We start from the raw sequence: 25,182 nt of genomic DNA, 5'->3' as shown, positions 1-25,182 counted from the left end.
ACCACCTAGAACAAACTCGTATCTGATACTTTCCGGCTTAACCAATTGGTCAAGTAAAGGATCGTAAAGGAAATAACCGACATGAATAATCCGATGGCCGTCGTGTACTCGTATTGCGCGCCCAGTATACCTTGCCGATAAACATAGGATCCGATGACATCCGCTACTTCGTAAGTCTCAGGCGAATAAAGCAGAATAATCTTCTGGAAATCGCTTCCGAGGATTCCCCCCACGGCGAAAATCAGCAAAATTATGGTGGTCGGTTTGAGTGACGGCCATGTAATGTGCAAAACCTTCTTCCATCGGCCTGCGCCGTCTACCTCGGCTACGTCATACAGCGTAGGATCTATTCCGCTTAATGCAGCAAGGTAGATGATCGTGCCGAACCCGACGCCCTGCCATATGCCGGAAGAGATGAAGATGGTCCGGAAATAGTCAGGCTCGAGAAGAAACATGATCGGGTCTCCGCCGAAGAAGCCGACAATATGGTTAAACAAACCGTCTCTCGCCGTAAATTCCTTAAGCATCCCCGCAACAATGACGACCGATATAAAATGCGGGAAATAAGAAACCGTCTGCACAAGCTTCTTAAAGCCCTTGTTTTTCAATTCATTAAACAACAGTGCTAATATAATCGGTGCCGGAAATGACCAAAATAAAGTATACAAACCGAGAAGCAAAGTATTCTTTAATACCCTGAACGCCATCGGATCGTTAAAAAAAGAAGTGAAGTACTTTACCCCTACCCACTCACTTCCCCAAATCCCCTTGGATGCGTTGAAATCTTTGAAAGCGATTAATATTCCGTACATCGGAAAATAGTGAAAGATTAACAGCGTCAGAAAGCCGGGAAGCACCATAAGGTAGAGATAGCGGTGCTTGACGATTCTGGCCACCAGCCTGTTATTGGTTGTTTTCAAATGAACACCTCCTGACTGTTAACATGTTGTGATCGGATTCTGTTGGTGCTATGGCTCGAGGAAGCATGAGCCTAGCTACATATGTAAGCGCATTCATTTTCACCCCCAGACTATATCCTAACGTTCGTCGAAAACACATTTGCTTTCTCTACCGTCCCCTATAGATATGATCATCATGATGTCTCACAAGTTATTATGCTAAGTAGAAAATAACACATACTATTTTTATCGTCAATACATAAAAAAGTTTATAATCTCACCGAAAATTAGCATACTATCTCTGAATAGCTCCGAATTGGCGATACCGATACGGCGTTAAATTATGCCTCCGCTTGAATAAGTCGTAGAAGTAGCTGACGTTGTCAAGTCCGATCTCAAGACTGATGTCCACGATTTCCATATCCGTGTTCAGCAGCAAATTCTCGGCATAGGACATTCTCAATTCATTAATGTATTGGGTCGGGGACATCCCGAGATGCTTCCTAAACATTCTGCATACGTAGGCATGCGATTTGCCCGACAGCTCAACAAGCGCAGCCGTTCCCCGTGTGAAGTGCTCTTTCTCTTTCGCATCTCTGCACAGAGCCTTAAACCATTCCGGCTGTCCGGTAAGATCTATTGGATCCGCTTCGGCCTTGATGTACCTGGAGAACAGGTCGGTCAAGATGGCTCTTACCTCCGCTTTGACGGCCAGCTTCTTCTCCTGCGGGATCAGACTGAGCTGGTCCAGCCGGTACCGCACGTATTCCTTCTCCATTTTGGACAGCACGGTCGACGGCGGCATAGCCGGATCAAGCAGTCTTTCGCTTGGGAACCCTTCTCCCAAGAAAGCAATCAGGTCGTCCAGGACCTCTCGATTGAACGACAGATTGATGAATTGGCAATCGCTATCCGTCGTCTGCTCATAGTAATGAACGTCCCGGTCCCGTATGAACACGAGTGTATTTTCCTGCAGCAGCTGCCTTTTGCCATTAATGACATGCACAACGCTTCCCTTCAGGATAAGAAACAATTCAAAGAAGTCGTGCGTATGCATGCCGATCGTATCGCCCACCGAAGCGATCAGTCGACAGTGAGCCTGAATTTCAGAATCAATGCCGTCTGCCGCTAGAAGCTTCAACATATGCGATATCCCTCCTTATTTGTATATTGACTAGTTCCTCCGATCCTCCGATGTCAAAACACCATAAAGCATTCAAAAATAGAGCAAGATTGAAAGCAGCACTTTCGATTAGGATAGAGTTGTTATTAAAGCCTGAAAGGAGATTTGCCACGAATGAACTTATTGGAACAGCGTCAGCAATTCGAAGCAAACAAACGCATTTATGAAAGCGCCAAGCTTGTCTTTCGCGGAGTCGAAGGCTTCGATGTTTACAATCCTTCGATTCCGTTCGAATGGAACGGCAGGCGCTACATATACGGACGCGTGGAGAAACGCCATGAGTGGGCGAGATCTTGGGTTCGCCTGTTCGAGGAGAGCGGACCGGACGAGTGGACAGCCGTCCCGAATACGATGATTTATCAGCTTGAAGATCCTTATATTAGCGTGATCAACAAACAGCTCGTACTAGGCGGCACGCACGTTCGTAACAAACAGGGGCGGCTTGATACTTTCTACGGCTATTTCTACAAAGGCCGCGATCTTCATGATCTTTACTACTTCACGACCGGTCCGGATTATATGAAGGATATTCGGCTCGTAGAGCTCCGAGACGGTAGGATCGGCGTCTTCTCAAGACCACGCAGCGAAGAAGTACGCAAGCAATTCGGAAGCGAATCCTTAGTGGGATTCACTGTCATCGACAGCCTAGACGCACTGTCACCGGAAGTCATCAAGAACGCCCCATATATCAGTGGACTGTTCCGCAAGGATGAGTGGGGCGGCTGCAACCAGGCCTACTTACTCGAAAGCGGGAAGATCGGCGTCATCGGCCATATCTGCTATGCTCAGGGAGATACATCGACTTACATGAACATGGCTTTCGTACTGGACCCGCAGACGAATCAATTTTCGGATTTGAACATCATCGGCACCCGTCCTTGTTATCCGGATGGCCCCGCCAAGAAGGCACATTTGACCGACTGCGCGTTCACCGCCGGCATTGAAATGCGTCCCGACGGCAAGGTCAATCTGTACAGCGGCATCGGCGATACCGGAGCAGCGCGTATCGTCATCGACTACCCGTTCGAAAAGGAAGGCGCTATTGTAACCTTATGATGCGTGTTCAAAAAGTCGGTTTACAGAACCGAGAAGGTTGGATGAAGCTAGGGAATGAGTAGCGGAGCTACACGTTTTCGCAGAAAACGCCTTCGAAAGCATCTGCTGTAGTGGGTACGTGAGCAACGGTAGGCCCGACTGATTGAAGATTCGATGTCGAGTCCGCTTCCTGATCTGCTTCGTCCTGGAAGACGGCTTTTTGAACAACCTGTACTAGATGAAATTCCAAGCATCGAGCTGCTGGATTCCCCAGCGGCTCTTTTCTATGTCTGTTTACGGTGTAATATAGTGCCATTCATTTTGCAAAGTGTTCCATCTCGAAGTTATTATGATAAGCGAATGAAAACACATACTTTATTTGACCCCATAGTAATACAGACCTTCACGAAATTCAAATCTTTTATATCATTTTCCTCCCTTTTCTGCTTTATTCCCGAAAACCACCCACCTATTCGACATAATCTTTTTCCAAAATGCAGCCCAAGTACGTATACTTTTTAAACCGATGTGCGCTATAATTGGAGGAAATGTTAATACGAGGTGAACCTACTTGAGCAAGAAGGACGTGGCTCTGCCAAAGTACCAGATGGTGAAAGACTATGTCTTATCCCAGATCGAGAATCAGGAATTTACAAAGGACGACCGGATTCCTAGCGAGTCGGAATTTTCCAAGCTGCTGGATGTCAGCTCTATCACTGTCCGTAAAGCGCTGTCGGAGCTAGTGAACGAGGGCGTGATCTACCGCGTCAGAGGTAAGGGAAGCTTTGTAGCCAACCAATCAACCGTCTCGGAAAAGACCTCAAATCTGGTGGCCTTCGTCATTTCCGGCGTCGACCTTTACGATAGTTCGTATATGCAGATCATGAGGGGCATACAGTCCTTTCTGGGCAAGCATGGTTGCAAGCTGATCATCGAATTCGTGGAGAACGACTTCGAACAGGAACGAGAGCTTGTTCTGGAACTGATTCAAACGGAACTAAGAGGAATACTCATCTATTCCTCTAATCCCGAAGCTGCGAAGGGCTATCTCGGGGAAATTCGCAAAAAAGCGATTCCGTTCGTGATGCTCGATCGTTCCCCTTCCGGCTATCCGGTCAACGTCGTCACCTGTAACAACCACGACGGAGCTTATGAAGCTGTAGAATACTTGATAAAACAAGGTCATCGCCGAATCGGATTTGCTGCTTACGACTACCACCTGAGCCCGGAGGTTGACAGATATAACGGCTATTGCAACGCCATGTCGAATGCGTCCCTTCCGATACCCGAATCGCTCTTGTTCCTGGACAAGGAATTGGACTACGCCGCGCTTGCGCGCCTTATCCAAATTGGAGAGCTGACCGCGCTGTTCTGCGCGAACGACAAGCGGGCCCTAGAGGTAATCGAACAGCTCACCGCACTTGACATTCGTATCCCCGAACAAGTATCCCTAATGGGCTTTGACGATTTTGAAAGCTCCAAATTCGCCAAGATCGCTTTGAGCACAGTGAAGCAATATTTCGACGTCCTCGGCTATGAGAGCGCCAAGCTGCTGTTCGAAATTACCGAAGGCTCGTCTTACGGGAATAAGAAAGTCATGCTGCCTACAAGCTTGGTCATACGTGACACGATCAAGCCAGTCCAAGGTTAATGAGTTTAAATAAAATTCCTTGCTTTCCTGAAGTGTTGAACCTTACTATTCTTTCTATAACTTCCGTTAGCGACTCGTTTCACTTATTCCATACATTGAACATGGAAAAGGCTTATTCCAAACTCATCTTTGAGTTGGAATAAGCCTCTAATATTTGTTACTGTCGGGTTAATGATCATAATAGATTTCCTTGCAAAGAAGCAAATATATAAGTTCCTTTAATTTTGCCTTTTAGACCAGTAACCTTCGATTTCATTTATCGCATTTATTGCGTCTGCTCTGATGCTACTGTTTCTGTGTTCTAAATACTTGGTTAGATAAGGTAAATACTCCTTTTTATAAGTGAAGCTTAGTATCGTCAATGCGGAATGGAGACATTCTTCAGGCAAACGTTCAAGATTGTCAGCTAAAATATCGAAATTTATCCCCTCAATGTTTTTATAAGTTGCTGCGGATAGTACTGTATTAAATATTTCTTCCTTCATATCTAAATTCTCTTCTTTAATACCGAAATGGAGTAATACTGTAACAATATCAATGAAATTATCAATCGAATGGTTATAGGATTCGAAAATATCACAAAGGTGGCTTAATATCTCCGTTTTTTCCTCGGTATTCGATCCAGAGAGTGTTGCCTTTAGTTCTTCTATATTCAATTTTTTCACCTCATTCAATATTATGGTGTAAAAGGAATATGCGTATCATTAGCAATTGACTCATCATAATGAGGACTGTTTTCTCTTAGGACATTCTCTTTATGAAAGTTCCCTTTCGAGTCCATTGTCCACTTCCTTGTACTGAGGTGATTAGCTAGAAAAACACTCATTATAAGCTTAGCTCACGCACTTTATTTTCTAATAGTTGAATATTCTCGCTATTTAATAGTTGAGGATTCAATACAGCTATAAAATTTAGCAGCTTGCTTGAACTTATTATTACTTCCTCCACAAAAGAAACTGTGCTGATTATACTTCCCTTCCATTGTGAATACGTAAATTCCTTGTATGGTTTATAAATAAATAGATCTATTATTGATTTTCGATCAACATCCTCTACTAGGCTTACACTTAGCTCTTTTCCCTGCAAAATAAATTCAAGCCATAGGTTTGCACTATCTGGAATTCGATACGCAACATAATTATGCTCCTTTATTTTTTTGCAATCGTTAATAAGTCAACAAACCATCGAATAAGCCTTTCCTCGCCAAAAGGACAATCATCAAAGAACAATCCGTATTTATTGCCGTTAAAATTCAGTTCAATGATCCCTTCTATATCTTGTTTTGTCTGGTCAAATTGTTGAGCAGACATTTGTTTAATATCATCAAAATTATCATATGCTTTAAAGGAAATAGTAAACATGTCCGGTCACCCCTAATCTAATAAATCGCTTAGTTTATACATATTTGTTCCATAAACAAAATCCACATTTCCATTTCTAATAAATACTTTAATTGGCTCACCAAAAACAGTAACAGTATGCAATCCATCGGTAACTCCCTGCTGTTTTAATTGGTTAATAGCCAACGTAGAAGCTTCAGCAATTTTATTATCCGACCATTCTTTATTAAAGAAAGATTTTTTACTTAACATTTCGTTAATTTGATCATCCGACATTTTCTTTTGTAAAAATGGGAGCTGATTCTTTGTGCTATTCACAGAATGTCTATTAAGAATATGATCAACTAAATTTTGACTTAAATCACCACTTGATGTTGCAAATCTCGGCGGCCCCTCAACCTTCCCACCATCCCCACCCGAATCATTCTTCAGGTTCGGGTGAGTCTTCACGCCTAACCGGCGCGTGGTCAAGCCTGCGATGGCCATGGCTGCTTGCTGTCCGGCAAAATTGAACGCACCGCCCGACGCCTCGACGTCTGCGGCGAATTTACCTGGGTATCGGCATCAAAGATCATTTTGCCTCCCCAGACCACCGTTTCGGCAGCCTCCTCGATCGTTCCAATGGTCATGTTATAGGCCATATCCTTAGCGGTGTCAAGCGGGTCTTCTACCAAGGATGTCGCCGTATCCTTCACCGAATTTGCCACGGACTTCGCACCGGTCTGCAGTCCCTGCCAGAAGTCCCCCGCATGGTCCCAGAACGTTTTGGGCTCATTAGCGCCACTCGCTGCAGCTGCCGATCTTCATGCATATCGGCTGAAATAAACCGAAAGGCAATGGCTTTCAATTCCTGGCCGATGATCCTGAGATGCTCAATCGTTTTATTCTCCAGAGTCCTTCATATCAATGGCATGAGAGTATGCAATCTGGAAGAATCGTGCCTTTTGGTTCAGAAGCCCCACAGCGCTATGCTTCTTGTATCGTGCTAACCTCCGTTTCAGCAGTATCGTGTGTATCTCAAGAAATATAGAACTCAAAAAACGCACCTCCTAGAGAGATGCGTATTTCACTTGCAGTCCTATGCTACAACCTGCGTAAAGGTGCTATGGGATCCTATAACAATTACGCCTTTACTATGCGTGCTCAGAATCCGGACCTCATCAAATCGCTTAGCACAAAAGCCAGATGTTTTTCGGACAATCGCATATGGCGGTAAAAGGTGGCTCTGCTCATATGGAAGGATGCTGCGAGCTGGCTTTTGTTCCGGTCCTTGCGCAAATAACTTGCGATGAGAATTTCCTTCTCCAACAGCGTCAAAGGTTCCATCGGACGTCCGTCGGCCAGAATCCCTTGAATGATGTTCCTCACCTGCATCCCGTCCCAACCCAATTGCCGAACGACAGGGAGTTCCTCCAGCTTGTCGGGATCGAACAGCCGTTCCAGCATTTGCTTCATTACGCTTCGATCAATGGCCGGAGGATACTCATCCTCCCGCTGATGTGCCGGTTGTCCTGCTGCTGTCTCCGTTTGCCGGATGATCCACTGAATCCACTGATCGAAGCTCGTTTGCCTAAAATCCAGCTCCCATGTCGTCAATTCGATGCCCGCATATCCCGTCGCTTTCCCGCACGCTTTGAATCCCAGAATCGACAATAAGGAATTCAACTGTGGATCCCCCGCCGCCAAAATCCCCCGCAAACCGCCGGTCATGTGGACCAGCCATTGCTGCATCAGCATGGCCCCCAGCTCCTCGGGACGATACAAGGATTGTTCGGAGTTTACCGCGGATAACAGCACAAATATCGTATCGGCTGCCTCCGGTGGCAGCCGATGCAGCGAAGATACTTCCTCCCCCAGCATCCCCCTGCACCCAGGCGCATATCGTTCCAACAAGGGCAAGCTCAAGGCATGCAGCCATACGCCTGCGCAGAACGCCAGCGGTATCCCTTTTTCGTCCCGCACGATAAAGATTCCTTCAGGAAAATGAGCTGCAATCTCCTCCAGCAAAACCGGGTAATCGGCAGATTCGACCAGTTCGGACTGCCAGTCGGAACCCCGAATAGACGCCTTCAAAAAGCGCTGCAAATACGGGAGATCTTCCTGCTCGAACGGCTTATGCTCGCCGGGTTTCAGGCTTGACGAGAAATTGGCATACGCATGCGCCGAGGGCAGAAACTCACGGTACAGCTCCAAGATGTGGGCGCTCAGGTGCATCTGCATGCGTTGGTCGACCGAATGGAATCGTTCCGCCAGCAGGACGAACACCTGATGGCGAACCGATTCAAATTGTTCGGGGTTTCTGCGCGTAAAGTCATCCCGTAACATTCGAGCAACGACCTGGTGCAGCGTTATCCCATCCACCGTATCCCGTACGAACGAAAGCGCCCTCAGATGGTAATAGTCCGCCCCTTCCAAAGGTGTATCCAACAACCGGTTCAGCATGTTCTCGTCGGCAACAGGCAGAAGCGACAAAACCGTCAGCGCACGGTACACGCCAGGAGACGCCGCTTCCCGCAAAAATTCGGCGCTCAATACAGCCGGAACCTCTCGCCATACATCCCACTGCTCTACAGACTCGGAAAGCAGCATATCCACGGTCAAGGCAAGCGACAACGGATGGCCTTCCGTCTTCTCGGCAATAGCCCTTTGCCATTCCGCAGACAAGCCGCTGTCGCCTAAATAATCGTAGACCTCTTCTCGAGTAAACAACCGCAAAGAGAACCTTTTCATTCGGGACTTCCATTCCGGATTCGTCTGCCATTTGAGCGGCAGTCCATTGCGCGAGGCACATACGATCAGCACGTGGGCGGACTTCAACTCAGGAAGAAATCTGGAGAACAGCCACCCTTCCAGCTTTTCGATCTCCTCACCATTGTCTATGAACAAAACGGTTCGCTGCAGTTGAAGCTCGTTAACGATGTATGGCAGCAGCGCGGATTCCGGAGCCCTGGTTCTGCCGTATTCAGTTGCAAGACTCATCTCCAGACTCGCCAGAAAAGCGCCCGACGTCGTTAAACCTCCTTGCCCGTCCAGCCAAAGAGAACGCACCGAGGACTGCCTTGCCGTGCGGGCCATTTGCAGCAGCAGCGTTGTTTTGCCAATGCCGCCAATTCCTGATATTGAAAAAATGGATGTCTGCGCCCGGGAATCCGTCAGCCAATCCGTGAAACTCATCATTTCCCGATCCAAGCCGATAATGCGATGTTTTGCAATCTTCTCCATTCGTTACATCCTCACTCCATCCGCTTCTCGCCCGTTGAATCTTTCAACTAATAAACCTGCTATTTTTTTATACTATACTATGTTTCGAGTCTACGAATAGGCTCCATTACGGAATAAACGCAAAAAAACGCGCACATTCTCGGTTGGAATGTGCGCGCCATCTATTCAGCTGCAATCAGTTCATGAAATTCAAGTAGAGCAGCATTCGGTTTAAGAGAACCGTGCTTTGTGCGCGCGTGGCAAACGCCTGCGGTGCGAACGCAGCCTTCCCGACGCCTTCGATCATGCCGGCGGCCAACAGGTCGGCAGTCGCTCCCTTGGCCCAATCGGATACCTGGGCATAGTCCGAGAAGCTTTCCAAAGTCGAAGCGTCCTTTGGCGGAAGCTCGCCGGCATATCGTGCTGCTCTGGCCAGCATAACCGCCACCTGCTCTCTCGTGATCCTAGCGTCCGGTCGGAACGAACCGTCAGCGTAGCCTTCAATCAAGCCAGCCGCGGATGCGGCTCCTATCGCACCGGTATACCAAATTCCGTTCGGCCCAACGTCCGAATAGGAAGAAAGCTGCGGTTTCTCGGTGAGTCCGAGCGCACGTACGAGCATCGCAACGAACTCGGCGCGGGTCACCGTACGGTTAGGATCAAACATGCCGTCAGCCGATCCGTTCACGATCAGCTTGTTCGCCATCCGCTCGATGTTACTTTGCGCCCAATGTCCCTGGATATCCTCGAAAGTTCGGTTGGAGCGAACCGCAGTGTACACACCGTTATATGGGCTATAAAAAGTCGCTGTCTCCCCTTCCAAAATGGAAGGGACGAAGCGCGGCTTTCCTGCGTCATCCACCCACACGACGGTGGAACGATCGGATCCTGCCGCATCATTAATCAAGAATGTCCGCTTGAGGTAAGTGTCTTCCCCTTCGATTCTTACATCGCCGTTGCTGTATAGCTCAAAGCTCATCGGCTCCGCCAGCATGTCATAGCCTTGACGAGTCAATACCACATCCAGCTTGCGCCTTGCGGAATCCGCCATTTTCGCAATAACGACCGTTACGGTCGCTCGGTTCTTGAGGTCACTTAGCACGTACAGCGGAACGCTGTAGCTTGCCCCGTTCACCCCAATCCGAATGGCTGCACTCGGCTTCGCCGAAAGGAGAACCTGCAGCGCTTCAGCCGGGAGATCGACCTTCACCACCGGATCCTCATTGTCAATGTCAATGACGATATCTTCCCCGCCAACGACCCATGACCGAACCAGATCGGAGTCCGCTATCAGTCTCAGAACGGTGCGCCCGTCATGCTCCTGCTCTTTTTTGGCGGTTACCCGAACTTGTTTGCCGTTGATCGTTACGACCATTCTTGGGTCCGGTACAGGGGATGGGGCAGAAACCGGAACCCAGCTATAGGATGGGGGTACCGGTTCTGGGGTATAGGCAGCTCTCAAATCGATGCGCCCTACGTCAACTGTCCCCCCAGCTAAGACATTTACGGTTGTCGTATAATCGTTATACGCCGCTGCTGTCACCGTGAGTGCATGGCTGCCTGCCGCTACGTTATTCACTGTAAATCTCCCCTCGGCGTCGGTCATATCCTTGATTCCGCCCACCGATACCGCCGCACCGACCAGAGGCGTATTCCCTGTACCGTAGACTGCGCCGATCACCGTCCCCGTGTCCACTGGAACCGACTGGACCGTCACTGCTGCGGTGGCCGTGAACCCTCCGTCGACGGTCGTCACCGTAACGACCGCCGTACCTTCTGCAATCGGCGTCACCTCACCGTTCTGATCCACCTGAGCGACGGCCGGATCGCTGGAGTTCCAGGTTACCGTCTGATTCGACGCATTCACGGGCATAAGGACGGCTGTCAGCTTCTGTGAAGCACCTCCTGCCGCAAGGGTCAATGCCGTCTGATCCAGCGTCACTCCCGTCACGCGGACTTGGTCTCGAATATGTGCGGCTTCCACCTGTACGCTGCTCCATGCCTGAATGCGCTTCTGTACATCCAGTTCAAACACCTGGAGATATTGACCCGGGATTGGATCCACAATGTCCGCTCCGAGCGAGTACAAGACCGCTTCGCCAGGCAGCGCATCACCCACCAGAGGACGCATCCCCGCATCCTTCTCGAGCAGATAAGCGAATGTATGCCCAGGATCGCCTGGAACTGCCGTCGCGCTCGTCGAACCGTTCGCTCTGCCTGGACTAATAGTAAGCCTGTCGATGTCCTGTGCCGGTTCATCCACGTACAGAGTCAATACCGCGCTGACGGTGTTCCGGCCCGCATCGGTCGCCGAGACCGTTACCGGGAACGCGCCGCTCACCGTAGCGCTGCCTTCGATTCTGCCAGAGGCAGTCATCGATAGGCCACTGGGAAGTCCGGAGGCGCTCCATGACAAGCCCCCACTTGCGCCGTCGAAAGCATCTATCACCATCGAATAAGGAGCGTCCTTGGCCGCCCGCGGCAGATCGATTGTTAAAATATCCGGGCGCAGAAACGGATAGCCCCCATTGACGCCAGTGTGGACGGCCCACATATTCGCAAAATCCCAGCCGCCATAATTGGAGGCCGTCTTCATCTCGTTGGTGGTTAGGCCTGTGAGTTGAGGTGAGCCTATGATATCCCCAACGCCCACGCCAGCGGTTTGGGCCGATGTCGTGTTATCGTAATATGAGGCGTCGATGGATGAATGCGTCACGATTCCGATAAAACCGCCCACCGTGTAATAGGTGACGCTTCCGGATTTCATGATTGCAGTTGTAGAATAACTATTGGCTATTGTTCCGTATATCATTTGTCCGGCCAATCCGCCCCCATGGAAATATTGACCTCTCTCCGTATTCGTGACCCTTCCGGTGGCATACGAATCATTGATGCTGCCCAATCCCTGTGAACCGACCAGCCCGCCGGCATACTGATTGGGGGCATCGCCGCTTTTGACGGCAGCGGATGAAGATGAGCGAAGAATGGTCGAATCGCCATTGGCTGCCCCGGCCAACCCGCCTGCTACGCTCACGGAAACCGTATTGCCACTCGTAACGGTGCCCTGCGAATGCGAGTTGAGAATGCTGCCGCCTATCAGGTGTCCCACCAATCCGCCGGCATAACTGCCGCCGTTGACTTGTGCGGAAATGCTTAGATTACGGATGGCCCCCGATACGCGGCCGAAGAAGCCGACATACTGTAGAGCTCCTCCATCGATGGTGAGACCTTCGATCCGGTGTCCCCTTCCGTCGAAAATACCGCTAAAGACGGTCGCTTCATCGGCTATGGGTACCCAATCGTATCCGGTCATATCGATGTCGCCGGTCAATCGGATATTCCGATCCAGGTAAGACGCTTGATTCCGATTGATATAAGCCAGTTCTTCTGCGGTCCCGACCCACACCCAACCGTCCGTTTCGGCCGGAACCGAGTCGTTTCCAGCCCAGAGCACGGGCTGAGCGGAAGCCAAGGGAGCAAGCACCATCGAAAAAATGAGCGTTACTGCCAGCACGATGGACATTTTTTTCATAAACAGGTTTCTCCTTTGCATCAGTACAGTCATCGATGAGTCATAGAAACACGTCGTGATCTGATAAAATTCAACATCTTCAATTAAGTGTAATATAACAATGGAATAAAGACTGTCTCAATTTTGTTTCAAGTTCATAGGAAAGCAGTCATAACGAAAAAACCGAGCGAATGCAGGGAGCGGCCCTGAGTTTTCGCTCGGCTAAGATTGGCCTATGATGTTATTTACCGTATTGACTGCAGTCCCATCCGGATTGCAGTCTTCCTCCCTTTTCGTGATGTGGGAAGGGAACTAGTCCATAACTTCTTAGTCAATCTCCTCCCCCACCACCATCTCCAGAACCTCCATCATAGCCACCGTCACTACTGTAGTCGTATGAGCTCCCTCCGTCTGCTCCACCGTCACCATTACTGCTATTTCTTCCGGAAGATGTTCCATCAGATATTCCTTTCCAAGAATGAATAAAGACATAATCGATAGCGGTATCCACATCTTTATCGAACAGAGAAGAAGCCTCTGAGAAAATAAAATTCGGATTTTCTTTGCTTACCTTTCTCATAAAACGTTCTCCTACACCAAGCAATAGCGCATCCTCTCTCATCTTTTCAAGCCGATTACGGTCATATTCACCCCTGCCTTCGCCATGTCCGCCTCTTGCCAGCTTCCGTCGATACCGCTTTATAGCGCTTAGGTAAGCTGCCGAACGCTGATCTAATGCTCCTCGGGGTAAAAAACCAACAAATAAAAATGAAAGAATTACGAAGTTCAAGTATTCGTCGACCAGTGGATCATACAAAATTGGAGCTGCAACGAAAAAGCAAACGACCAAAAAGATGATGATGTATCTTTTGAGGCGCCAGCGAAAAGAAGCCAATATGAGTCCGCCGCCCAAAATAATGGCCAATACTCCTACCCATCCCCAAGGCGTTACGTCTGCAATGTACAGATAGATGAGCAAAACCAGATGTATGAGAGCTAGAGCAGGTATGATGACTTTTCTCGCCGCGTATTCCTTGAACATGATCCCTTTGCTATTCTCAGTCTCCACAAGCTCCTGCCAGCGGCTGAGTCCCTTTTTAAGACTTCTCATCCGCTTTATGTATTTACCCATAGTCGCTTTATTTCTGCGCTCTGTTTTCGTAGGGCCAGAAATTCTCTCCAAGTTCAGGATAGTCGTACCGTGAGACAGCCAACCAAGCAAATAACGGTCTGGTTTTTTCAGGGCTGTACGATTACCCTTGAATGTAAACTCTGGAAGCCTCTTCGGCGCTCTCGAATCTTCCTGGAATCGCATATCTGATGGCACTAATGAAACACTCACCATGCCTTTACGGCGCAGCGAAAATACACCGGCCAGCCCATCTGCAAGTCGGAGCTTTCCCTTCCGGAAAAGGTAAATCAGATCGATTGGATCCATCGCTGCGAGATCTTCGAAGCTGATCCGCCTACCACTCCACCAGGATGAGATCCTACGCAGCGAAAGGGAATAATAGACGATACCCGCTATGGCTACATAGGTCAGCCAGTGGCTGATATGTTGACCCGCTTTCAGTAAATGTTCACGCTTTTCGAATCTCTGCTGAAGCTTCTGTTCATCTAACAGTCGTTCCGAGAGTGAGGCTGAGGGCTCTTCTGTTTCCCTCTCCGTCAGCACCTCTGGGGGGAAATACAACTTCAGCCTCGCACTATCCCCTTCGGGTAATAGGGCATTTTCGTATCTAATCCAACGATTGTTTATTTCCGTCAAGCTGCCTCTTGAGCGATCGTAGGCATATCCGGATAAATTCTCTTTTGCAGGCTGTTCTGTATAAACCCTAACGGTTACGTTGTGATGATCAAACCTGTTATCTTTGAGTACAGTCCAATCCAGCTCTCCACGATCGTCATATTTCACAGCTTCTCGATCAAGCCTATAGCGATAATAGATCTGCCTCGTTTCATCTTTAGCTTGTAATTCGATGTAATAAGAACCTGATTTAGTTCTTAAATAGACCGGATAACGCTCCAAATTAACATAACCAAGATTACCGAGCTCTCGGTCATTCGGTGGTACATAAGCTTCAAAAAATTCAATATTCGCTCCCCCGAAATTGTCCATATATCTAGGAATTCTTTCATACTCTCCTTGTACTGTGTAAGTGAATAGCTCTTCCACATATAAGTCCCCGTCCGCCATTACCTTGGCCACAACGTCCACTTGATCAATAGTTAACTCATTGTCGTTGCTACACCCGCCTAAGATAACAACCAAAACAATACTAACAGCCAAAAACAACACATGTTCAATCTTTATTTTCACAGTAAACCTCCTGTTTTCCAGTTAGCTTTACTAGAGGCGCCTTAATAGTCTTACAGCATGAACAGAGGGCCACTCTTCTGTTTTTGCTACCAAAGAGATTTACTTATTAAAAGTCTTGATTCATAGCTAACCATACTTTATAGTATTCAAAATTCATATAGCATAAAAGGATGCCTTCCATGGCTGTTCGCGCTTGCTCGTATTTCGTTACACTGACACTCAACTAGCTCTTAATAAACACAATTTTTACGCCAACCACCTGATCCTGCTCATTCACGGCCTTATACACGCCATATGCACCATCGCCAATGCCGGTCCGGGATACGACGCCTCCATCCAGGACACCCGCTTCTTCTCCACTCTCGGTGATATCGCAGCAGGCATAATACCATTTCGTATCCGTATCCGAGCTATCCGATGTCGCATCAGCGTCTGGAATTCGGTACTTCTGAATATCAAAAATCCCGGCCTGCCCGCTATCCACCCCAGCTACAAAAGGACACTTGATCCATTCCAGGAATGCCCCCTGTTCAGCTGCCGAGTGATGGTAAGCCGTTAGCTTTGCGTTGGCTTCGCCCCAATCCGGGATCTCTACCTTCTGCACTTCCCCAACCCACGTTCCATTTAATACAGCTTCCAACACGCCCATGATGATAATGTTCGTATTCAATTCATAACAAGGATCCGCAACAACTAATTGTCCGGAATTCACTTCAAAATTGCCCAGTTGAATGATCAAAGAAGATACCTCCAATAACAGCGTATGATGGTTCTATTTAGCACTTATGATGGGGGAGTTTAAGAGCGAACCCCTGATTCAGCAACCTTTACATATTCGAGATTAGCATATTTTCAAAAGCTTCATCTGGATTATTTGATTTATTTAGATGTAACCATTCTTTGAAATCCCCTTTATATGTAATCTTTCCTCTATTTAGTATGATTAGGTGGGAATCTAAGTACATTAAGTCTTGAAGTTGATGTGTAGATATAATACAAGTTTTCCCCTCTTCTATAAGCTTCCCAATTAACTCGTGTATTCTTTTTCTAGATACGGGGTCTACTCCACTTGTTGGCTCATCAAAGATATATAAAGAACGGTCAATTCTAATTAATAAGTTGATAAAAAACCATCTTCTTTCACCGATAGACATATTCCCGATTCGTAAATCCCACAAATGTTCAAACAATTCTTTTTCAAGTTGCGACATTTTTTCAGTGTAAAAATCCGTTCCTTCAACTTCAGGTTTAACAGGTGAAGAAGAGATTCAGATTCTGGGTCACATATCCTGTACAGAAGGTAAATTGATCTCTCCAGACTCCGGTTTTAGAACATTAGTTACGCAATCAAACATTGTTGTTCTACCAGAACCATTTACACCAACAATTGCATTTAACTTTTTTGTATGTAATGAGAATTTTACATCCTGTAACACAAAATCTTTTCCTCTTGGATATTTAAATTTAAGATTTTTGATATTCTTAGCAAAATTCCTCACTTATGTATTCATACTAAAGTACGAATAGCCTAATTTTAATCACATGATATTATTGTAATTCTATCTTTGCAGCATCGATAATAAGTCTATTTTTCTCATGGCTATGCATCCTACGAAACCAAAAAATAATAACGGAATTATAAATTGAACATATAGAAATTCGTGATCGAACAATCCAGAGCCCATATTTCCAATAACCACACATTTTTCATATCAACATTAATGGCAACTTAAAAAAGGGATACATCAAAATATTCAATATGGTGGATATGCTGGAAAACTGAACAGGTAAAAGTGCTACGCTAAAAGTTGCAAAAGCTAATGGTATTGAAATGATAACAATGATGACCATTAACATTAATATTAATATTTTCAATGAAAACACACTGTAAATAAGCGTCACAATCATTGTGAAAAGCACTAAACTAATTAAAGTATAGTCTTTAATGAAACACTTCCTTTAAGCCTTGCTGTTTGTAGTCCTATTCCATTTAAAAACGTACTGATAATAAAGGCCCAAAACCAAAAAATGTATTTAATCATATCCAGATTGTGGCTAGTAGAATCCAAGATATTCTTCTGCATAACCAATGTAGTAAAAAGAGGAAAAACCACAGACCAAACAAACGCCACTTTTTCGAATAGTAATAATTTAATATAAAAAAACCGAAAACTCTCCTCACACCAATATCTCTCCCCTTATAAAAATCAAACTTTCAACATGTACTTCCTTTGAGTATTACACTCATCAACTAAATGGATATATAACCCTAAAAATTAATATTCATCCAATTCCATCGTTTTGTTGTTATTATTTTCACTAATGGTTTTCTGAGCGTACGCAAAAAAGCGCCTTATGGTGGCTCTATAAAGGTGGATATTTCTGCCTCGTTTCAACTTCCATTGACTCCTATTTCTTTTTCCACCGCTTATAATAGTTCACAAACTGTAAATAACCACTCGATGAAAACATATGATAATTCTGGTTCTACTAAAGTTAGAAAGGCTAGTGCTGAATTCGCAAAAGGGAAGAAACTTGAAAAAACAGGCCAATCATTTGATGTAATATTTGCTGTAGGGCATTATAATACTCCAGCACAAAAAAAGCTTAATGTTCGTTGGTCTTACAATCTATTTAATTCTCAGGATTTATATGCGTTTGGTCCACAGACTAAAAGCATGTACTTCTCGTACGCATCTAAGTAATTTACAATTAAAATAGAGAGGATTATATCCTCTTCAGGCTGTCGAGAAAGTCTCGACAGCTATTTTTTGTGTATTTAGTTCAACACGACACCGCGTTAATACTATATAATATTAGTAAATAAACCGTTCGGAAGGGTGTTAAATATGTTGCGTTCTAACCGAGAAAAACAGCAGGCTTACGAGTTTGTTTCGATTGAAGAATTGGTTCCTCAAGATCATCTGCTCCGTAAAGTGGACAAGTATATCGATTTCTCTTTCATCGACGAAAAGGTCCGTCCGCTTTACTGTGCTGATAATGGGCGACCAGCCATCGATCCTGTCGTGTTATTTAAGATGATTTTCCTCGGTTATTTTTACGGCATCCGTTCAGAGCGTCAACTGGAACGCGAGATTCAGACGAATCTGGCATACCGTTGGTTTCTTGGTTTGGGATTGACAGACAAAGTTCCGGACCATACCACCATTAGCTGGAACCGACGGACTCGTTTCAAAGACACTAATATCTTTCAAGATATCTTCGATGAGATTGTGCTGCAGGCAATCGAGCATCGCATGGTCGGCGGACGAGTCCTGGTTTCGGATTCCACGCATGTGAAGGCCAATGCGAACAAACACCAGTACACCAAGCAGCAGGTTCTACAAAACACACGAGATTACATGGACGAACTCAATGGCGCAGTAGAAGCCGACCGGAAGGCGCATGGAAAAAAGCTTTAAAACCCAGAGAGGATGTGGTCGAGAAGAAAGAAATCAAGGTGAGCAAAACCGACCCGGATAGCGGTTATATGATTCGCGACGGGAAACCGGAAGGATTCTTTTATTTAGATCACCGGACCGTTGATTTGAAGTACAATCTGATTACCGATGTCCACGTCACGCCGGGAAACGTCCATGATTCTGTACCGTATTTGTCGCGTTTGGATCGCCAACGAGAGCGATTTGGTTTTGAAGTTGAAGCCGTTGCCCTGGATTCAGGCTATTTAACAACCCCCATCTGCAAAGGATTGCAGGAACGGGGGATCTTTGGAGTGATTGCTCACCGGAGATTTCATCCGACCCAAGGCTTATTTCCGAAGTGGAAGTTTACCTATGATGCCGAGCGTAACCGTTATATTTGTCCGCTCCAGCATGAATTGTTGTATCGCACCACGAATCGAGAAGGATACCGGCAATATGCCTCCGATCCGAAGCACTGCAAGACTTGCCCGATGCTGGAGCAATGTACCCGTTCACGGAATCACCGCAAGGTCGTCACGCGCCATGTCTGGGAAGACAGCAAGGAATGGGTGCGAAACAACCGGCTCAGTCGATCCGGCAAGTATTTATACCGAAAACGAAAAGAAACGATTGAGCGAAGCTTCGCGGATGCCAAAGAGCTCCATGGGTTTCGCTATTGCCGGTTGCGCGGGTTGCAAAACGTCAGGGAACAAGCTCTGATGACAGCAACCGTGCAGAATATGAAGAAGATGGCGATCCACTTGGATCGCCTGGAAAACAGGGGGTAATCCCCCATTTCCCCTCTTGAATTGACCACTTAAAAAGGGAGAAACCCTGTACTTTGAAAAAAGTGCAGGGTTTCTCGACAATCTGGAGAGGATTATATCCTCTTTATTTTAATTCATAGGGGGTTAATTATGTTTCTTATATTTCTTTTAGTTATTTGTCTTTTCTCTATACTTTTGATAATGCGAAATGATAACGAAAAATTCATAACCGGTTTTTCATTATTTGTGGTCATAGTTTCTATTAGTTTAAGCATATTACTTGTTAATTTGGCTGTGTTCGCTGGCTTGGGTAATGATACAACATTCCTTTCCATATTTAGTTTTAGTGTTGGTTCAATATTCAATATAGTAAAAGTTCTTATATCTATAGCACTCATATCTATGGTTGTATATTTTGCTTCAAAAGCTGATAAATAAAATTGGCCACACCATACCTTTTATAAGATATTCCCAACCAGGTTCTTCTTCCATGTCCCGCCACACAACCATCACAAAAAAACGCACCTCCTAAAGAGATGCGTCTTTCACTGACATTCATATGCTACAAACCACATGTTACCTGTAGCTTGCAGGATTACTCCGGAATATTCCCCCCGGCCACCCGGTCGCCGGAATTGCCCGATGGATCGGTTACGCCGTCATCTTCGCCGGCATGAATGATCAGCGAGCGTCCGAGCACCGAGTTTGGCTGGTTCTTTTTAAGGGTGCCATGCTGAATGATCGTCTCCGCTTCCACGGTGCCGTCTGCGCCTACGACCAGATTCGGCATATCGCCAACATGGCTTCCTTGTGGATGCTTGAGTCCATGATGCTTGTCGGTCGGATTAAAATGCCCACCGGCAGACTTGAAATCCCTATCTTTGATCGTGTTCTCATGTACATGGAACCCATGCTTGCCTGGTGTAAGGCCGGATGCGATGATCTTCACCTTCACCCCGTCATTGATCTGCTCCAAGATAGCGGAACCGGCAGACTCCCCCGCCGCATTGTACAGCTGGACTTCAAGATGCCCCAGAGATTCCTTTCTTAAAGCCTGGTCCCAGAACACGGGTTGATTAACCGGATCGGAAACCATGCGAGCAGGTGCATCGCTGCTGCCGGTAGGAGTCTCGGAATCCGAGGCCGCCGTCCCTTGCTGCGCAAATGGTCCATCAGTGGTGGAGTTATCCTTGCCGTTCACGTAGTAGCTTATTTTAGACATCGTGTATTTAATCGCAGCTAAAGTTCCTTCGGGATTCGCAGCAGCGAACAAAATTCCTGTGAACAGCAGGGCTCCGGCAAGAAATGCTCCAGCCATATATTTTAATTTGTTGGTCTTCTTCTTCACTTCATCGCCTCCTGAATGATGATATTCATTCATCTCCCAATCCCCTGATTTTATACGTCTAAGTCGTTATTTTATGGGATATGAGGCGTTCGGCGTTATTTATTGTTCCCCAAGACAGATATACGGATTGAATAACCTACTAAACTGGCTTTTATATCATCTCCAGCTACTGAACATAAAAAAGAGATTCCCTCCGCTACGGCGTTAATGCCCCTCTTGCAAAATGAGTTCTCTCATCCGATCCGTATGTTTGGCGGAAACCACATATACATCTTCTCCCCAATCTTTGAAACCGTAGCTAAACACACTTTCCTGACCCTCTTCCCCCAACCACAGCTTAATGGCGTGAATCGGGGATTGCTGATCATAGATAACCATCACGTCGTAATCCGGGTCTGTTCGTTTGGCAGCATCTGGTTGCTTGCGAGCCGTACGGATCGCTTCCTCAAATGCGCTTACAGCCTTCGCCTCCTTGAAAGAAACCAGTGTATCCCCGTTCATCTCGTCCCATGACTCAAATGCCGAAATCCGAATTTCGACAACCTTCTCGTCCAGCAGCTGCATCGTTTCCCAGCCGGGTTCGTTCTCGCAGCCTGTTAATAGAGCCGTCATATAGAGCAGCATGATCGTTAAAAAGTGCTTCATCAAATCGTCCTTCCTTATTCACAAAATAGTATTATTGGATGACCTTATGCAGCTTCAGCTTATCCATCAGCATGGTTCTGCACGTCTCTTGATCATAATGGGAGTTGTTCATTCGTTCCTTGTTCAGTCCAAGACTGTCCAAGATCCGGTACTCCAGCCTACGCCGGGCCTTCAATACTTGAGCCTGCGTCTTGCAGTAATCGCTACGAAACCCGGCAGACCTTCGACCATGATCAATTTAGTCTTCATTTCAAATCCCCTTCAAGTCTCAAAAATGATTGCAGCTTCAAGTTATTCTGTGGGGGCCGACTGATATCCTTTTCTCTTTACAAAAAAGGCAGCGGACGTTATCTCTCATGAAGAAGCCTCCCTGTATCCCCCGGGTAACTCCGAATGATCTCAACCGAGTTTCTGACCTGTCATTACTATGGAGTCTTCGTTAATAACTCAACCCCATATCTATTCGCTTTTAAACTATGGACATCTCTTTTTTAACGGACTATAATGACAAAAGCGCTCCAAAAAACGAACATTAAGGCGGTAAACATGAGTAAATATATGTTATTATTTCAAGGGACTTCTTTTTCAAGCAAATCTCCCAAAGAAATTCAAGTATTGAGAGACTATCTTTACTGCATCAACACGGACGGCATGATTGAGCGAGTCGTGGCACCGGAAGACGCCGACTATCAATCCTTGCTGGATATGCATCAAGGCACTGACAGCTTTCACCGACTAGAGGAAGGACAGTATTTCCTGCCTGGCTTTGTCGATTTGCACGTTCATGCCCCGCAATGGGCTCAATCCGGAACCGCATTGGACATTCCACTCTACGATTGGCTGAATACGTATACGTTCCCGCTGGAATCCAAATTCTCCGATCTGGAGTTTGCGCAAAAGGTTTACGACGATGTGGTAAGTACCCTGCTGGCCAACGGAACAACGACGGCCCTTTATTTTGCCACGGTGCATAAAGAAGCCAGCTTGTTGTTAGCCCAAATCTGTGCGAGCAAAGGCCAGCGCGGACTTGTCGGAAAGGTTGTCATGGACGATCCTGAGCAGAATCCGGATTACTACCGCGATGCGGACACATCCACGGCACTGGCGGATACGGAGGAATTTATTATCGCTGTACAGGAACTCGCCAAGACCACCAAACAAGGCGTGTATCCCGTCGTGACCCCACGCTTTATTCCAAGCTGCACCGATGAGGGGTTGAAGGGGCTAGGCGAGCTGGCAGCCAAATACGACACGTATGTGCAGTCCCACTGCAGCGAAAGCGATTGGGCGCACGGGTATGTGAAAGATCGGTTCCAGAAAAACGATGCGTTTGCCCTGCATGATTTTGGCCTGCTGCGCGATAAATCGGTCATGGCTCATTGTAATTTTCTCGATGACCAGGATGCCGAATTGTTCGCTGACACCGGCACCGCGATCGCGCACTGCCCGATATCCAACGCGTATTTCGCCAACAGCGTCATCCCGGTCGCCCGCTTCCACGCCAACAATGTGGAGATCGGTTTAGGCTCGGATCTATCCGGCGGCTTCTCACCGAGTCTCTTCGATAATATAAGACAGGCCGTAATGTCCTCGAGGATGCTGGAAGATGGCGTGAACACCTCCCTTCCTGCGGAAGCTCGCGGCGTGCCCGAGTCGCGGATTACGGTCCATGAGGCATTCTATCTGGCCACGGCCGGAGGCGGTGAAAGTCTGAGCCTGCCGATTGGCCGCATACAAGAAAACTACTCATGGGATGTGCAGGTGATCGATACGAGACTTCCATCCGCCAAGCTGCCGATTTTCGATGAGAATGAAGACACACAAGATATTTTTCAGAAGATCATGTATCTGGCACGTCCTGAGCATATCCGCGAGGTGTGGGTACAAGGGGAAAAGGTTCATACGCGTTAAGAAAGATAGAGGTTGTTCAAAAAGCAATTCATCCTAACATTCGAGGTGTCCAGCGGAGTGAATACACAAGCAGACAAGCAAAATGACGAGCAAACGAAGTCACAGCATTTAACGGTACCTCCCGACGGCAAAATATCATTCGGGAAATCCGCCATTCTCGGTTTACAGCATGTCGTCGCGATGGACGTCTATGTCGTTCCTTTCCTGATTGCCATGTTAATCGGCTTAGCGCCCAATCAGTCCAGCGCATTGATTCAATCCACGTTTATTGCGGCAGGGCTTGCCACGATCGTGCAAACGTATTTCTGTATGAAGCTGCCGATGGCGCAGGGCCCATCCTATGTTCCACTCGGCGCGATTGTCGCCATATATGCCGCCAGCGGCGGCGGGGAGATGGGTTGGAGTTCCGTGCTGGGCGCGAGCTTAATTGGCGCGATCCTCGTCATTATTTTGGGATATACGGGAGTTTTCAATAAAATCGTTAAATCCTTCATCCCGCCCATTGTCGGGGGCACGATCATCTTCATTGTCGGTCTGTCGTTATTGCCTGTTGCGATTCGAGACAATATCTACGGCGCCACGGACGCCACCATCAATCAGAATGTGCTGCTGGCCCTGATCTCAGCGGCTGCACTCATCCTGTTCGTCATCCTGGGTTCTCTGTTCCGAACAAGAGGCGCGATATTCCGCGTTACGTCCGTGATGGTCGCATTAATTATCGGATGTATCTCCGCCAACTTTATGGGTGTGCTGGATTTCAGCGCTGTTGCAAACGCCAAGTGGTTCAGCATGCCGCAGATTCCGTTTAAGGATTTTGGCTTTTCGTTCGACTTCTCGGCGATCATCACCATGGTCATCATTTACCTCGTACTGCTGGCGGAAACAACGGGTACATGGTTTGCCATCAGTAACGTCATCGATAAACCGTTAACGGATAAGAACATTAACCGAGGGGTGATTGGCGAAGGGATCAGCTGCCTGATTGCTTCAGGACTCGGCTCCACGCCGGTTACCGGCTATTCCACGAATGCAGGCATTATCTCCATCACGGGTGTGGCCAGTCGCCGGGTCTTCCTGGCGGTAGGCGGATGGTTTGTCCTCTTCGGCTGTTCCGGCAAATTGGCCGCGCTGATCTCCTCGATCCCAACCGCGGTCATCGGCGGCGTATTCGCCATCGTCTGCGGCATCATCTCGATTAACGGGATCCAGGTCATGAAGAACGTGAAAATCGGGGAAAAAGAAATGTACATTATTGCTATTCCGATGATTTTGACGTTAGCGTTAGTGCTCATTCCTAAAGATTTCTTGTACACACTGCCTACGTTCGTGCAGTATTTACTCGGATCACCGATTCTGGCTGCTTCGCTTGCAGCGATCTTGTTGAATAAATTGCTGCCTAGTGCGAAGTAAGTTGTAGAGCGAGGCAGGGCACTTTTTGACTGAGCCCTACATTTGAAATAATAGAATTCATGAAAAACGCTATGCTTCTCGTAAGCTTCTTACGATAAGCACAGCGTTTTTTCTATTTTGAGAGTATGATTTTAACTTTGCTAGATACCTCGACTGTAACTATATTGATGTTTTCGTTTTTTGCGTTTGTACTTGCTCAGCGTATATTTCACCCCATTCTCTCATCTGGATAATGATGTTGGACAATGTCTGGCCAAATTGTGTTAAGGAATATTCTACTTTTGGAGGAATGACATTATACACTTCTCTATGAATAATCCCATCATTTTCAAGCTCTCTCAATTGTAAAGTCAACATCCGCTGAGAAATCCCTGGAACCAATCGTCTAAACTCATTAAATCTACGCGTATCGTTAAGTAAATGATAAATAATGACACCCTTCCATTTACCCCCAATTACATCTAACGTAACCTCTACGGGGCAAGCATGCTGAAGACCATCCGTACACTTTCCGTAACCACTTTTTCGATTGCGCATCA

The 25,182-nt window shown here is 46.9% G+C and carries 21 protein-coding genes; 6 read left to right on the top strand and 15 right to left on the bottom strand.

The window, feature by feature from the left end; genetic code table 11:
* Positions 1–5: 5 nt before the first annotated feature.
* The gene (locus tag MKY82_RS05660; protein WP_194541111.1) at positions 6–920 is read right to left on the bottom strand and encodes an ABC transporter permease subunit; all 915 of its coding nucleotides are present in this window, start codon (positions 918–920) and stop codon (positions 6–8) included.
* Between the two features lie 274 nt (positions 921–1,194).
* A complete protein-coding gene (locus tag MKY82_RS05655) occupies positions 1,195–2,043 on the bottom strand; it encodes a helix-turn-helix domain-containing protein (protein WP_194541110.1) in 849 nt (282 codons plus the stop codon).
* Between the two features lie 153 nt (positions 2,044–2,196).
* On the opposite strand from MKY82_RS05655, the gene MKY82_RS05650 reads away from it, so the two are divergent.
* Together MKY82_RS05650 and MKY82_RS05645 are read left to right on the top strand one after the other, a co-directional pair.
* A complete protein-coding gene (locus tag MKY82_RS05650; protein ID WP_194541109.1) occupies positions 2,197–3,138 on the top strand; it encodes a DUF1861 family protein in 942 nt (313 codons plus the stop codon).
* Between the two features lie 550 nt (positions 3,139–3,688).
* The gene (locus MKY82_RS05645) at positions 3,689–4,768 is read left to right on the top strand and encodes a GntR family transcriptional regulator (RefSeq protein WP_339295700.1); all 1,080 of its coding nucleotides are present in this window, start codon (positions 3,689–3,691) and stop codon (positions 4,766–4,768) included.
* Positions 4,769–4,986: 218 nt separating this feature from the next.
* On the opposite strand, the gene MKY82_RS05640 is transcribed toward MKY82_RS05645, so the two are convergent.
* The 10 genes from MKY82_RS05640 to MKY82_RS05595 all read right to left on the bottom strand — a co-directional run bounded on the left by MKY82_RS05640 (position 4,987) and on the right by MKY82_RS05595 (position 16,351).
* On the bottom strand, positions 4,987–5,424 hold the full coding sequence (locus MKY82_RS05640; protein WP_339295699.1) for a hypothetical protein: 438 nt from the start codon (positions 5,422–5,424) through the stop codon (positions 4,987–4,989).
* Positions 5,425–5,916: 492 nt separating this feature from the next.
* A complete protein-coding gene (locus tag MKY82_RS05635; protein ID WP_339295698.1) occupies positions 5,917–6,129 on the bottom strand; it encodes a hypothetical protein in 213 nt (70 codons plus the stop codon).
* Positions 6,130–6,141: 12 nt separating this feature from the next.
* Positions 6,142–6,594 (bottom strand): hypothetical protein, encoded by a 453-nt coding sequence (locus MKY82_RS05630; RefSeq protein ID WP_233354760.1) that lies wholly within the window; start codon positions 6,592–6,594, stop codon positions 6,142–6,144.
* A complete protein-coding gene (locus tag MKY82_RS05625; RefSeq protein WP_339295697.1) occupies positions 6,576–6,815 on the bottom strand; it encodes a hypothetical protein in 240 nt (79 codons plus the stop codon). The genes MKY82_RS05630 and MKY82_RS05625 overlap by 19 nt, the downstream gene beginning before the upstream one ends.
* A 174-nt stretch (positions 6,816–6,989) precedes the next feature.
* A complete protein-coding gene (locus MKY82_RS05620) occupies positions 6,990–7,145 on the bottom strand; it encodes a hypothetical protein (protein ID WP_220686422.1) in 156 nt (51 codons plus the stop codon).
* Positions 7,146–7,251: 106 nt separating this feature from the next.
* Positions 7,252–9,330, bottom strand: coding sequence for an ATP-binding protein (locus tag MKY82_RS05615; RefSeq protein WP_339295696.1), 2,079 nt, complete (start codon positions 9,328–9,330; stop codon positions 7,252–7,254).
* Between the two features lie 175 nt (positions 9,331–9,505).
* Positions 9,506–12,841 (bottom strand): S-layer homology domain-containing protein, encoded by a 3,336-nt coding sequence (locus MKY82_RS05610; RefSeq protein WP_220686424.1) that lies wholly within the window; start codon positions 12,839–12,841, stop codon positions 9,506–9,508.
* Positions 12,842–13,151: 310 nt separating this feature from the next.
* Positions 13,152–15,140 (bottom strand): DUF2207 domain-containing protein, encoded by a 1,989-nt coding sequence (locus MKY82_RS05605; protein ID WP_339295695.1) that lies wholly within the window; start codon positions 15,138–15,140, stop codon positions 13,152–13,154.
* Between the two features lie 223 nt (positions 15,141–15,363).
* Positions 15,364–15,879 carry a DUF4241 domain-containing protein gene (locus MKY82_RS05600; RefSeq protein ID WP_339221996.1) on the bottom strand — a complete coding sequence of 172 codons (516 nt, stop codon included), beginning with the start codon at positions 15,877–15,879 and terminating at the stop codon, positions 15,364–15,366.
* Positions 15,880–15,967: 88 nt separating this feature from the next.
* A complete protein-coding gene (locus MKY82_RS05595) occupies positions 15,968–16,351 on the bottom strand; it encodes an AAA family ATPase (protein ID WP_339295694.1) in 384 nt (127 codons plus the stop codon).
* A gap of 1,161 nt (positions 16,352–17,512) precedes the next feature.
* Here MKY82_RS05595 and MKY82_RS05590 point away from each other — a divergent pair.
* Together MKY82_RS05590 and MKY82_RS05585 are read left to right on the top strand one after the other, a co-directional pair.
* A complete protein-coding gene (locus MKY82_RS05590; protein ID WP_339221991.1) occupies positions 17,513–17,845 on the top strand; it encodes a hypothetical protein in 333 nt (110 codons plus the stop codon).
* A gap of 144 nt (positions 17,846–17,989) precedes the next feature.
* A protein-coding gene (locus MKY82_RS05585; protein WP_339219424.1) for an IS1182 family transposase occupies positions 17,990–19,350 on the top strand; the annotation gives its coding sequence in 2 pieces (ribosomal slippage) (positions 17,990–18,557 and positions 18,557–19,350; 1,362 coding nt in all).
* Positions 19,351–19,924: 574 nt separating this feature from the next.
* On the opposite strand, the gene MKY82_RS05580 is transcribed toward MKY82_RS05585, so the two are convergent.
* Positions 19,925–20,710, bottom strand: coding sequence for a superoxide dismutase family protein (locus tag MKY82_RS05580; RefSeq protein WP_339295693.1), 786 nt, complete (start codon positions 20,708–20,710; stop codon positions 19,925–19,927).
* 171 nt (positions 20,711–20,881) lie between these two features.
* The gene (locus MKY82_RS05575; protein ID WP_220686428.1) at positions 20,882–21,322 is read right to left on the bottom strand and encodes a hypothetical protein; all 441 of its coding nucleotides are present in this window, start codon (positions 21,320–21,322) and stop codon (positions 20,882–20,884) included.
* Between the two features lie 546 nt (positions 21,323–21,868).
* Here MKY82_RS05575 and guaD point away from each other — a divergent pair.
* Entirely contained in the window at positions 21,869–23,233 is a 1,365-nt protein-coding gene (gene guaD, locus MKY82_RS05570; RefSeq protein WP_339295692.1) for a guanine deaminase, read from the top strand.
* Positions 23,234–23,290: 57 nt separating this feature from the next.
* Positions 23,291–24,643 (top strand): solute carrier family 23 protein, encoded by a 1,353-nt coding sequence (locus MKY82_RS05565; RefSeq protein WP_113060800.1) that lies wholly within the window; start codon positions 23,291–23,293, stop codon positions 24,641–24,643.
* Positions 24,644–24,802: 159 nt separating this feature from the next.
* Here MKY82_RS05565 and MKY82_RS05560 read toward each other — a convergent pair whose 3' ends face one another.
* A complete protein-coding gene (locus tag MKY82_RS05560) occupies positions 24,803–25,180 on the bottom strand; it encodes a helix-turn-helix domain-containing protein (protein ID WP_194545057.1) in 378 nt (125 codons plus the stop codon).
* Between the last annotated feature and the right edge of the window lie 2 nt (positions 25,181–25,182).

The organism is Paenibacillus sp. FSL W7-1279 (genome assembly GCF_037969845.1).
GTDB lineage: Bacteria > Bacillota > Bacilli > Paenibacillales > Paenibacillaceae > Paenibacillus_AQ.
This window is presented reverse-complemented; position numbering and strand designations above follow the sequence as displayed.